Source organism: Streptococcus sp. HMSC034E03, from assembly GCF_001811505.1.
GTDB lineage: Bacteria > Bacillota > Bacilli > Lactobacillales > Streptococcaceae > Streptococcus.
Genome location: NZ_KV805000.1, coordinates 160,385 through 172,035, shown reverse-complemented (window position 1 = coordinate 172,035; position 11,651 = coordinate 160,385). Strand labels below are relative to the sequence as shown.

The following is an 11,651-nucleotide window of genomic DNA, read 5'->3' as shown; positions in this document are numbered from 1 at the left end:
GGACCTGGGAAGTTGGCTTTGTCCAAGTAAGTAGCTGGGACATCTACTGTGTCTTTAGTGTTGTCGGCCACGCCCTTTTGCACTTCAGCTGGAGTGGTTGCTGGTTGAGCTTCATTTGCTTCACGGTCTTGTCCAGAAACTGTAGGCGCAGGATTTGTCGCAGGTTTAACCGCATCCTCTGTTTCTTTCTTAGATTCTGGTTTTGCTTGCACTTCTTCTTTTGGCGCTACCACTTGGTCTGTATCAGCTACATTCACTTTTTCTGGAGAGCTTGTAGTATCCAAGCTTGCTTTAGGTGCTGAGTCTGCCTGTTCTGAAGGAAGAGCAGTATCGACTGCTTCTTTGAGAAGTTCTACTGGTAAGTCACTCTTTTCACTCACCGAAGTAGCATCTGGCCCAACTTGAGCAGGGGTTGGATTGACCACATCGGCACGTACAGAACTTGGTTGACCAACTAGGACAAAGAAGCCACTAGCCACAACAACTGAGGCAACACCGACACTAAGACGGCGGATAGACCAACGAGTATATCTCTGATTTGGATTGAATTTCATAGGATTCTCCTTAGAGTTTTTCTTTATTTGATGACTCTAGTATAATCTCCTAAAATTAAAAAGGATTAAGAAAAAGTTAAAATTTTTCTTAAATCCCTCTTATAAAATACTTATATTGACTCAATAGTCGTTGAAAAAAAGAATAGTCATTCCTCTTTTACTCACTAAGGCTTGCTAGGGTATCCAAATATTGGTTATTAATCACCGCCATGATATAGGTATCCGATTTTAATAAATCATTTGGTCCAAACTGTACATCTAAGGGAGCATTTTCGTAGTCACGAAAACCGAGGATATTGAGATTGTACCGTCCTCGAAGGTCTAGTTGACTAAGACTCTGCCCTGCCCAGGACTGTGGAATTTTCATCTCGACAATCGAGACATTCTTGTCCAACTGAAAGACATCCACACTGTTATTAAAGAGAATCGTCTGTGCCAACGAACGCCCCATCTCAAACTCTGGTGAAATGACTGAATCTGCACCGATTTTTTCAAGGACTTTTTTTGCTGTATGGCTTTTAACCTTAGCAATAACAGTCGGTACACCCAGACTCTTGCAATGCATGACTGCAAGAACACTAGACTCTAGATTTTCACCAGTTGCGACGACTACGGTATCGCAGGTATCAATTCCAGCTGATAGCAAGAGCTCTTCATCGGTGATATCTCCAACAACACCACGCACCAAGACTGGTTCAAATTGATTGATTCGTTCCTCATGGTTATCAATAGCGATAATATTTATATCATGCTTGGCGAGAGCAGCCAGAACACTACTCCCAAAAATACCCAAGCCTAAAATTCCGATTGTCCGATCTGACATAGTTTATCCTTTCTTATCCTATGGTAATATCCGCTTTCATATAGTGGATCATATCTTTCTTATCTGGTCGATACTCAGCCAAACTAACTAATAGCGTCAGAGGTCCGATTCGCCCAATAAACATCAGTAGCATAATGACACTAAGCGCTAGCTTACCTAACTCTGGTGTCAAATTAGCAGTTACTCCAACCGTGGCAAGCGCTGAAATAGTTTCAAACATAATGTAGATAAAGCGCTGATTTCCTTCTGCTGTTATTCCTAGTAAAATCAAGCCAACCAGAAAAGTCAATAAGAAAACAATAAACACACTGAATGATTTTTGGACTGTCCGAGGTTCAATCGTTCTCCGAGCTATATTTGCATGAGGTAACCCTAAAAGTTCACTGCGTGCGAATACCAACAAGACAAAGAAGGTTGTGATTTTTAGTCCCCCTGCTGTACCGCCAGGTGCCCCACCCAGAAACATCTGCAAAATATAGATCATCAAGGTAACAGGCCTAGTCTGAGTAAAATCAATAGAAGCAAATCCTGCCGTCCGCATGCTGACAGTTTGGAAGAAACTAACCAGCAATTTATCTGGGAAGCTGAGATTGCCAATCGTTCCCGAATTGTTCCACTCTATCAAGAGGGTTGAAACTGTTCCAGCAAATAAAATCCCCGCTGTTAAGAAGAGGACTAGCTTAGTATGGAAACGAAGACGACGCTTTTTCTTCTTTCCTAACTGGGTAGCTAGATCAAACCAGACCATGAAACCTAGGCCACCTGTAATAATCAATCCTGCAATCACTAAATTAATCAAAGGATCAGTTTGAAAAGCTACTAAACTTGTACTTCCAAAATTATCAAATCCAGCATTACAGAAAGCTGAAATAGCTACGAAAATGGAAGTAAAAATTCCCCGTCCCCAACCAAACTCGGGGACAAAACGAAAACTTAGCAGAAAGGCTCCGAAGCCTTCTACTAGAAAAGTCGTCACGAAGATGGAACGTAGAAAATCCCTCAGAGACTGGGTTTCTTCGAAGCTAAAGCTCTCCAAAATCGTTTCTCGACCTCGAAGACTGAGTTTTTGCTTGCCCTGGATATAGAAAATTCCGATAAAAGTCATGAGACCCAAACCACCAATCTGAATCAAGAACATACAGATCAGCTGCCCCCAGACATTGTAGGTCGAAGCGACAGGTAAGGTAAAAAGTCCTGTCACACAGACCATGGATACTGCTGTAAAGAGATGGTCGAAATAGGTCGCTTGGGAGCTTGTTGCTTGCACAAATGGCAGACTCAAAAGGAGAGAGCCTGCGAAAATAACTAAAGCAAAACTTAAAAAAATTCGACGAGCAGGTGATAAACGCCCCAAGGTCGTGTTTATTTTTTCCGAAAATGATTTGAATAACATAGCTACATTGTACCACAAAATCAGTTAAAGCTGTCACATATGACTAACGATTTCAAGACAGAGTTCCAAGGCCTTGTCAAAAGCTTCCGAACCCCAATCGCGGCTATCATAATTTTCTAAATCGGCTAAAGAATCTGCGGTAAAGAGCAACTCTCCCCAGACAACCCCACGTAGCTGGGCTACTGCCGCAAGAGCGGAGCACTCCATCTCCACAACTGCACAGCCTTCTTCCTTACGATAGGCAACTTTTTCAGCTGTTTCTCGGTAAAAACCGTCTGTCGACCAAGTCATAACCTCTTCATAAGGAATGCCTAGTTGTTCCAAGACTTGCTCGATAGCAGAAATCGCTTGAACATGCACATCCATATAACGAGAAGGGGGTGCATAATGGTAACTAGCTCCTTCATCACGCAGGGCACGAACCGGAACCAGAAAGGCATTTTCTTCTATACTAGTTAGTACTCCACAAGTACCAGTGGAAATGATTTTCTCCACACCGTAACCAATCAACCAATCCATAAACTGGGCTGCAGGGGCAGAACCAACAGGAGCCTGGGCCAGACAAACTTCCTCACCCTTGTAACTCATGACATAAACAGGATAGGTTTTAGTGGCAGACACAAACTCCCCAACGCACTCTGCTCCCGCTTCCTGAGCATAGCGGTCAATCTCCTCCTCCAAAAACGCATAGATGCACTTCTTTGGCAACTGTAAATCTAAGCCTTCATGGTTAGGCATGATAACTGCTTGAGGATTGTCATCAAACTCTAAAATAGGAATAGCGTGTTTCTGAATCATAGAATACCTCCTCTAAATTTTTACTATTGTATCAAAAATAGAAAGAAAGTCAAGGTCGAGTCACAATTCAGAAAAATTGAATTTAAATAGGAAACAACAATTAAATGCTTTTTTCGTCATAATAAAATTGCTATAGCTTAGGAAATAGTTTATAATAGATTGAATTTTTAAAAAAAGTGGAGGTTCTTATGAAATTCTATTCCTATGACTATGTGCTCAGTCAGATTAGTCAACAGAATTGGGTCATGATTATTGTATCAGCTTTACTGCTTATCGTGACTGGATTTTTTGCATTTAAGGCTTTTCAAGATAAGAGAGGAAGTAAGTTCCGTGAATTATCGATTATTTCTATTTTGACCTTAATCGCATTCGTTTTGATAAGCATTACGAATCTTCAAAGCAGTCAATCCAACGATAATCAATTTCGTAGTTCCTTACACTTCATCGAGATTGTATCAAAAGAGTTAGGTATTGATAAAAAAGATGTTTATGTCAATACTTCGGCTATAACTGATGGAGCGATTATTAAGGTTGGCGACAATTTTTATCGTGCGATTAGCGGGACTGACCAAGATAGCTATTTATTAGAAAAAATGGAACTGTATAAATCAGACGTTGAACTCGTGGAGGTTGAAAAATGATAAGCTTTTTTGCTACAATTGCGATTAAATTGGCCTTGGGGCTTCTGTCTCTTGTTTTTGTTATCAATGTAACAGGTAAAGGAAATCTAGCACCAAGTTCTGCAGTAGACCAAATACAGAACTTTGTTCTCGGGGGTATTATCGGCGGGATCATCTACAATAGTTCAATCACCATCATCCAATACATTGTTATCCTCATTATTTGGACTATTCTCATTTTGCTCCTCAAATGGCTGAATACTAATGTTTCCTTCATTAAACATCTGATTGACGGAAAACCTACGATTATCATTAAAAATGGAAAATTAGATCCAGAAGCCTGTCGTTCAAAAGGTCTTGCAGCTGCAGATGTAGCTCTTAAATTGCGCGCCCAAGGAATTTTCCAATTGAAGGATGTCAAGAGAGCTGTGATTGAGCAAAACGGACAGCTAATTGTTGTAAGAATGGGTGACGAGAATCCTAAGTACCCAGTCATCACAGATGGTGTCGTCCAAGTTGAAATTCTAGAAACCATTGGTAAAACTGAAGAGTGGTTAACAGAAAAATTGAAAGAAGAAGGTTTCGAAGAAGTATCAAATATCTTTATCGCTGAATATGATAAAGGTCAATTGAATATTGTAACCTATTAAAAAATAAACTGATGCTTTTCGTATCAGTTTTTTGCTTTTTAGCATAAAAGGGTATATACTTAAATTAATATCTGATTTATACTCTTCAAAAATCAAATTCAAACCACGTCAGCTTCGCCTTACCGTACTCAAGTACAACCTGCGGCTCTCTTCCTAGTTTGCTCTTTGATTTTCATTGAGTATTAGTTTAGATAATTCAAAAATTTAACGGAGGTATCCCCCATGTCAATCGAAGAAAAATTCAACCAAGCTAAAGGTTCTGTTAAAGAAGGTTTTGGTAAACTAACTGGCGATACAAAAACTCAAGCAGAAGGAGCTGCAGAAAAAGTAGCTTCAAAAGCTAAAGAAGTTGCTGAAGATGCAAAAGAAGTTGTCGAAGGTGCAGTAGCTGGTGTAAAAAACATCTTTAAAAAAGACGAAGAATAATTCTTTTTCGTCCTAATAACATAAGAAACTCTTATTCCAAGCTGTTAATATGCTAGGGATAAGAGTTTTTTCTTTAAATTATTATGTTTTTTAATATTAGAAAATACTTCTTATGATGTGTTGCTCAACCTAAAGCAAAAAGAACTAATTCCTATACTCCTCCTATTTCCACAAACCACCTAAGATTTGTTTTTCCAATAAGCCTAAGTCCTCTTCACTAATTTCGACATTGTCACCAATGATATATAGTTGAGAGAAGTAAGCTAACAATGGACCTATACAGATGCGAACCATTTGAGGAATCGTTATCTCTGGATTTACACGTGGATCTGCTAGCAATTCCTTATGAAGCACTCGAAGTTTATCTTGAATAGCATTCCAGATAAAAATCTGTTCATTTTTTAGTTTTTTATTTGAAAAACTCTCTTGTAGAATGATTTTCATCAAGGCACGATTTTTTTTGAGATAGCTCATACGATTATGGACGAGATAACGAACCCTCTCTTCTGTCGTTTCAAAAGCTAAGAGTTCCTCAAAAAAACTACCGAGAATGCCTGGGACTACAGGATGTAAAATAGCCGTCAGTAAATCATCCTTCGTCTTAAAATACTTAAACAAAGTTGCCTGGCTTAGTCCAGCACGCTCAGCTATGTGAAGAGTTGAGGTCCCATGGTAACTCCTGGTTGATATGAGATCCACTGCTGCCTGCATGATTTTTTTCTTTCCTTGAGGGTAATTCGCTTCTTCTAAGTAATCTTCAAACGATTCAAAAACAGTCTTATCCATCCAATCTTCACACCTTTTTAGCATTATTTATGTTGATTTCTAAACTTTACGATAACGACGCAATCCAACAATATTGAGAATTGTTAAAATGATCAAGAAAATCATTAAAACACCAAGATTTGACAAAATATCACCAAGATTGTGTCCGTAAAGAATAATCTGGCTTATTGCATCACCAGAATAGGTTAATGGCAAAAATTTCCCCACAGTTGGAGCCCATTCTCCCATGGATGACAATGGAATAATTCCTGAGAAAAAAAGTTGGGGCATAATCACGAGAGGAATAAATTGCATCATTTGGAATTCTGATTTTGCTAGAGTAGACAAGAGAATTCCAAAAGCTAGTGCTACAAGAGCCAGTACCACATTAACTATTATAACATTTAAAATATTTCCTACAACTTCTACATCTAGTAGCCAAATTGCTGCTAAAACGACAACTGCCGTTTGAAAAATCGCAATAATACCGTAAGACAACATATAGCCATAGACGATTTCAGAACGTTTCACTGGGGTTGCTAACAAGCGATCCAAGGTTCCACTTGTTCGCTCTTTCAACAGTGCCATACCAGAAATCAAAAAGACAAAGAAGAAGACCACAAAGCCAATTAAAATTGGAATCATACGTGCAAAGAATCCAGTATTTTTATCTCCATATTGGTAAGATTCTTTGATTTCAGGCGCCTTTTCATCTAATTTCAATTGTGGAAGAGCTTGTTTGACACGAGATAATAACTGATCGGTGCCTTCATTGACGATACTTGTTCGTAACACTTGTCGTGTCATAGTTGTTTTAGAAGCATCCGTATTTGCGTAGTCGACCTGATACTCACCATCTTTATACGATATGACTGCATCTACTTTCTCGTCAGCTAGAGCTTTTTTAGCCTGATCTAAGTCTTGATAAGTCTCGACGTCCACATGATCGAGCTCATCCATTTTTGTTACCAAACCAGTTGGTAGATCTTGTGTCGCTAACTTGACATTCACGGTTGTACTAGCTGAAAACATGAGGTTCATCAGCCACATAATAAATACCGGCGCTACAAACATCATAGCCAAGGTTCGTTTGTCACGAAGCAATTCTTTGATAACTTTTTTAGCAATAGCAATGGTTCTCATCTTACTCTCCTTCTGCTTTCAAAAAGACTTCTTCAATACTTGAAACTTGATAACTATCTTTTAAGTGTTGCGGTGTATCAAAAGCAATGATTTTTCCACCTAATAATAAGCCGACCTTATCCGTTAACTCTGCTTCATCCATAACATGGGTAGTAACTAATATCCCTACCCCATTGTCTCTAAGCGCGAATAATTCTTTCCAGATTTTCTTTCGAAGAGAAGGGTCGATTCCAACTGTCGGTTCGTCCAAAATCAAGAGCTGAGGATTCCCCAGAAGCGCGACGGCTAAAGACAAGCGTCGCTTCATTCCTCCAGAATAACCGGATACCGTTTTATTCAAATGCTCTGTCAGATCCACAACTTGAGCCACATGGGCAATTTCAGCTGTCAGATCTCTTTTGGATAGCCCTTTTAGCTGACCAAAAAATTCTAGATTTTCTTGACCTGACAAGGCCTCATAAAGAGCATCAGACTGAGCCATATAGCCAATATCACCTAAAATATGACGATTTGGCATAGTATGGTCCAAGACTAAAGCGATACCGCTATCCGCCTTTTCCATTCCTAGCATGGTTTTAATCATAGTTGATTTACCAGCACCTGATGGACCGATTAGACCAATGATTTCTCCAGGCTTTAAATCAAAACCAACGTGATCTAAGACCATTTGACGACCAAAAGATTTTTCTAAATCTTTTAAATGTAACAATTTTTTCATTTGAATCCTCTCAGGTGAGTGTTTACTCACTTTTTAATCATGAGACTATTATAGTGAGTGAACGCTCACTTGTCAAGTAGAAAGTAGAAAATTGAAAAAAAATCTCCCTTCTCTTTCGAGAAAGGAGATTTTTTTATGGTCGTCCACCAGGGCCTCCATTTCCTTGAGGTCCACCTCCACCAGGTATCGAATTGACAATCTCAGTCTGTTTTTCACCATTGAAATAGATGTCTCCGCCTGTGTGAGTCGCTGTTCCATCAAAGTCAAAACCAGTTTGACCAGTCATTTTGATGGTTCCTCCCGTAACAGTAATGTTACCATTTGAGTCAATTGGATCCGTGTCCCCTTGACCAACTTCAACCGTCAAGTTCCCACCATTCATAGTGAAGAAAATTTCACTTTGTTGAGCATTTTTGTTGGCTGCATTGACACCATCATCCGTTGAATAGATGGCGATATCTCCACCGTTGATAGTAATTGACTTACCTTCAAGCCCTTCTGTAGAATTCTTAACGGTATAGGTACCACTATCAATAACCAAATCACCTGATGCGTGGATACCATCATCTCCAGCAGTAACAGTGATGGTATTGTCAGAGAGATACATGGTTCCTACAGATGTGTCCTCATCATTGTCGACCTTAACTCCGTCTTCCTTGGCATCGATAGTCATAGTTGTGCCGGTAATGTTGAGTTCATCATTAACATTAAAGGCATCCCCGACTGCTGTGATGTTGTAGCTTCCACCTGTGATGTGAAGTGTATCATTTGCCTTGATACCATTGTTTTTCTTACCATCTACATTGAGAGTTCCTTTACCGTTGATGGTCAAGTCCACTTTAGAGAAGAGCGCTGCATCCGCTTTTTCGTCACTATTAGTTGCTGAATCTGATAGGCTATTAGTTGTGCCATCTGCTAGAGTTAGGTAAACATGACCGGCTGATGTTGCAGATATAGCAGCATTGGTATTGGTCATGGTCACACCCTTTAGAACAATATGTACATCATCAGTCTTTTCGGCTTCAATCTTGATTTGAACTCCGTCGGATTGACCAGATATGACATAGGTTCCTGCCTTGGAGATTGTAACGGTAGATCCTGATACGGCAACTCCATCACCTGATACCTTCGCTGTTGATTCTGACAAGGTTACAGTTGCTGCTGTCTTTTCATCATAAGAAGTATCATAGTCCTTGTCTGTAAAATAGCTAGTTTTCTTAGCTTCTGTAGTTGATGTCGTTTTCGTTGTCGCAGTATTGCTAGCTGTTGTATTTGAAGTTGACTGGGTACAAGCTGTTACTAGTGCTAGAGTTGCTATACTCGTTAATAAGAATGTCCATTTTTTTGCTTTCATGCTCGTTTCCTCGACTTTCATTTTACATGCTCTTAGTCTACGTGACTTTCCTAAAATAAGCCTAAACTTTTTCTGAAAGTTTTCTTAAGTTTAGTTTCAATTAAGTTAAATTTAACAAAAGTTTTAGATAAACTCTTTAAAATCCTAGACAAACAAGCTCGTCCTTGTTTAAAAATAGTATAACCTAAGATTAGAGGAGAAGGACTTATGAAACCAATCGAAACAACTTTTAAACGGATTGAAACCAAATATGTTGTCTCCAAAGATAAAATAAACAAACTCATCCAAGATTTAAAGGAATATTTAGTAGAAGACGACTATCCAATTTCAACCATTTCAAATATCTACTTCGATACGGAAGACTTTGATGTGCTCCAAGATGATGATTTTGGAAATAAGCGAAAAGAGAAGGTTCGGATGCGGACCTATCTCAGTCAACCAAAAGCAGATAGTCAAGTATTTTTAGAAATCAAAACCAAGGATCAAGAAGGAGTTGGTCGCAAGTTTAGACTACTCTCAACTCCTATTTCTATTCTTCATTTTATGACAAAAGGGCACCTGGATGCTAGCATTACTGATACAGTCGTCATTGAAAAAGTGAAAAAGCTTCACCAAGATTACAAGCAGGCTATCAAGCCTCGTATGTACATCTACTACGATCGTTATTCATTAAAAGAAAAAAAATACATCAAGGGCTACGACTATCATAAAATTCGTATCACCATTGACCAAAATCTAATCTATAGAGATGAAAATGTCAGTCTCTTTGCAGGAAATCAAGGGGCTCCTCTATTAGATGACAATACTGTGATTATGGAGATTAAAGCTCCTGGAAACAAACCTCAGTGGTTACAAGATATTCTAGACAAGTATGGTTTGATGGAACACAAATTTTCAAAATACAGTTGTGCTTACCACAAATCTCAAGGGCTTCCTTATGCACCACGTCCCAGTATAGAAAGCGTAGGTATCGCTTATGCTTAATCTATTTAATTCCATTTTCAACAACGCCACTGCAAGTGCAGATCCCTTCCAACTACTGCTGGCACTTCTAGTCAGTCTAGTCCTCGGTTTGGCACTTACTTGGACCTACAAATATCGGACCCTCTACACCAGAGAATTTGCTATCAGCTTGACTCTGCTTCCCTGCCTTATGACCTTGGTTATTTTTCTGGTCAATGGGAGCTTGGGTACGTCAATTGCTGTAGCCGGAACCTTTAGTTTGATTCGTTTCCGTTCTGCAACGAGTGGTTCAAGAGAACTGATTGCTATTTTCCTTGCCATGATTATCGGTTTGGCTTGTGGAACAGGCTATCTCTTCTTGGCTATTCTCTTCACCCTCTTTATCTTGGGTGTTTGGTTCCTTTTGGAAAATCAACAGGTCAAAACTGACAATCAACGCCGTAGACTTTTAACAATCACGGTAGCTAATCAAGAGAAGATTCAAGATGCTATCCAATCTGCTCTTGACCAATTCTGCTTAGAAATTGACATGATTACGATCAATAGCACAAATGCAGGGGACAACCTTAGCATTGTCTATGAAGTCGAGCTAAAAACAGAGGCAGATGATTTCCAAGTGACTAGCTATCTTACACAAAATATTGATCAATGCGATGTGGCATTGACTAAAAAAGCTAAAAAGAGAAAAAATCTCTAAAGACGAAAAACGAGGCTGGGATAAAAATTCCGACCTCGTTTTTTGCTAGCAATAAGTTTTTGACACTGAGACTGGTTAGACTTTTCGATTCCAAAGAGCTCTTGTGAAAAAGACTTCATTTTCTCTATCTCAACCTTTAATTTCCTTTGACTGGAATCTCTTTGATAACTCGCGCTGGATTTCCTGCTAGAACTACATTGTCACCAAAGGATTTTGTAATGACCGCTCCTGCTCCTGCAACGACATTATCCCCTAAAGTAACACCCGGTAGGACAATGACACCACCACCTGCCCAAAAGTTCTTACCAATCGTGATGGGTTTGCCAAATTCTAGTCCTGAGTTTCGTTCGTCGGGGTCCAGCGGGTGAAGGGGTGTTAAAAATTGACAGTTGGGACCAATCATAGCATTGTCACCGATGGTTATAGGACAAACATCTAGCATAGTTAAATTCCAATTGGAATAGAAATTTTCTCCCAGATGAATATTGACCCCGTAATCTACCATCAAGCGAGTGTTGATGTAGAGATTTTCACCAGTAGAACCAAACCATCCTTTGATGATTTCCATACCTTTTACTGGATCGACTTCTTCATTAAAAGCTGCTTGCTTTTGTCGCGCTTTTTGTGCTAGAAAACGGAGGTCTGGGTCGAATGGGTGATAGGGTTCCCCCGCGATCATTTTTTGATATTCAGTTTTCATATCTTGATGTCCTTGTTTTTTATACTCAATGAAAATCAAAGAGCAAA

The 11,651-nt window shown here is 39.3% G+C and carries 14 protein-coding genes; 5 read left to right on the top strand and 9 right to left on the bottom strand.

Features of this window, described 5'->3' with window-relative positions:
- The 4 genes from HMPREF2805_RS11585 to HMPREF2805_RS10005 all read right to left on the bottom strand — a co-directional run.
- On the bottom strand, positions 1-554 hold a 554-nt coding region (locus HMPREF2805_RS11585; protein WP_261676378.1), incomplete at its 3' end, for a YSIRK-type signal peptide-containing protein.
- Between the two features lie 157 nt (positions 555-711).
- On the bottom strand, positions 712-1,377 hold the full coding sequence (locus HMPREF2805_RS10015) for a potassium channel family protein (RefSeq protein WP_075232388.1): 666 nt from the start codon (positions 1,375-1,377) through the stop codon (positions 712-714).
- A gap of 13 nt (positions 1,378-1,390) precedes the next feature.
- A complete protein-coding gene (locus tag HMPREF2805_RS10010; protein ID WP_075232387.1) occupies positions 1,391-2,770 on the bottom strand; it encodes a TrkH family potassium uptake protein in 1,380 nt (459 codons plus the stop codon).
- A gap of 33 nt (positions 2,771-2,803) precedes the next feature.
- Positions 2,804-3,568, bottom strand: a complete 765-nt coding sequence (locus HMPREF2805_RS10005; RefSeq protein ID WP_075232386.1) for a nucleoside phosphorylase — start codon at positions 3,566-3,568, stop codon at positions 2,804-2,806.
- A gap of 188 nt (positions 3,569-3,756) precedes the next feature.
- Between HMPREF2805_RS10005 and HMPREF2805_RS10000 the strand changes: the two genes are divergently transcribed.
- The 3 genes from HMPREF2805_RS10000 (at position 3,757) to HMPREF2805_RS09990 (ending at position 5,264) form a co-directional block, all read left to right on the top strand.
- A complete protein-coding gene (locus tag HMPREF2805_RS10000) occupies positions 3,757-4,209 on the top strand; it encodes a DUF3290 family protein (protein ID WP_075232385.1) in 453 nt (150 codons plus the stop codon).
- Positions 4,206-4,838: a DUF421 domain-containing protein gene (locus HMPREF2805_RS09995; RefSeq protein WP_075232384.1), complete on the top strand. Its 633-nt coding sequence runs from the start codon at positions 4,206-4,208 to the stop codon at positions 4,836-4,838. Before HMPREF2805_RS10000 ends, HMPREF2805_RS09995 begins: the two co-directional genes overlap by 4 nt.
- Positions 4,839-5,060: 222 nt before the next feature.
- Positions 5,061-5,264, top strand: a complete 204-nt coding sequence (locus HMPREF2805_RS09990; RefSeq protein WP_075232383.1) for a CsbD family protein — start codon at positions 5,061-5,063, stop codon at positions 5,262-5,264.
- A 162-nt stretch (positions 5,265-5,426) separates the two neighbouring features.
- Here HMPREF2805_RS09990 and HMPREF2805_RS09985 read toward each other — a convergent pair whose 3' ends face one another.
- The 4 genes from HMPREF2805_RS09985 to HMPREF2805_RS09970 all read right to left on the bottom strand — a co-directional run bounded on the left by HMPREF2805_RS09985 (position 5,427) and on the right by HMPREF2805_RS09970 (position 9,244).
- A complete protein-coding gene (locus tag HMPREF2805_RS09985) occupies positions 5,427-6,050 on the bottom strand; it encodes a TetR/AcrR family transcriptional regulator (protein ID WP_049530157.1) in 624 nt (207 codons plus the stop codon).
- Positions 6,051-6,089: 39 nt separating this feature from the next.
- Positions 6,090-7,172, bottom strand: coding sequence for an ABC transporter permease (locus HMPREF2805_RS09980; RefSeq protein ID WP_006154045.1), 1,083 nt, complete (start codon positions 7,170-7,172; stop codon positions 6,090-6,092).
- Position 7,173: 1 nt separating this feature from the next.
- Positions 7,174-7,890, bottom strand: coding sequence for an ABC transporter ATP-binding protein (locus HMPREF2805_RS09975; protein WP_042759577.1), 717 nt, complete (start codon positions 7,888-7,890; stop codon positions 7,174-7,176).
- 133 nt (positions 7,891-8,023) lie between these two features.
- On the bottom strand, positions 8,024-9,244 hold the full coding sequence (locus tag HMPREF2805_RS09970) for a carbohydrate-binding domain-containing protein (RefSeq protein ID WP_049530158.1): 1,221 nt from the start codon (positions 9,242-9,244) through the stop codon (positions 8,024-8,026).
- A gap of 207 nt (positions 9,245-9,451) precedes the next feature.
- On the opposite strand from HMPREF2805_RS09970, the gene HMPREF2805_RS09965 reads away from it, so the two are divergent.
- Both HMPREF2805_RS09965 and HMPREF2805_RS09960 read left to right on the top strand, forming a co-directional pair.
- Positions 9,452-10,228: a polyphosphate polymerase domain-containing protein gene (locus tag HMPREF2805_RS09965; protein WP_075232382.1), complete on the top strand. Its 777-nt coding sequence runs from the start codon at positions 9,452-9,454 to the stop codon at positions 10,226-10,228.
- Positions 10,221-10,904 carry a DUF4956 domain-containing protein gene (locus tag HMPREF2805_RS09960; protein ID WP_075232381.1) on the top strand — a complete coding sequence of 228 codons (684 nt, stop codon included), beginning with the start codon at positions 10,221-10,223 and terminating at the stop codon, positions 10,902-10,904. Before HMPREF2805_RS09965 ends, HMPREF2805_RS09960 begins: the two co-directional genes overlap by 8 nt.
- A gap of 136 nt (positions 10,905-11,040) precedes the next feature.
- Here the strand turns inward: HMPREF2805_RS09960 and HMPREF2805_RS09955 are convergent, their stop codons facing one another.
- Positions 11,041-11,604 carry a sugar O-acetyltransferase gene (locus tag HMPREF2805_RS09955; RefSeq protein ID WP_075232406.1) on the bottom strand — a complete coding sequence of 188 codons (564 nt, stop codon included), beginning with the start codon at positions 11,602-11,604 and terminating at the stop codon, positions 11,041-11,043.
- Positions 11,605-11,651: the final 47 nt, after the last annotated feature.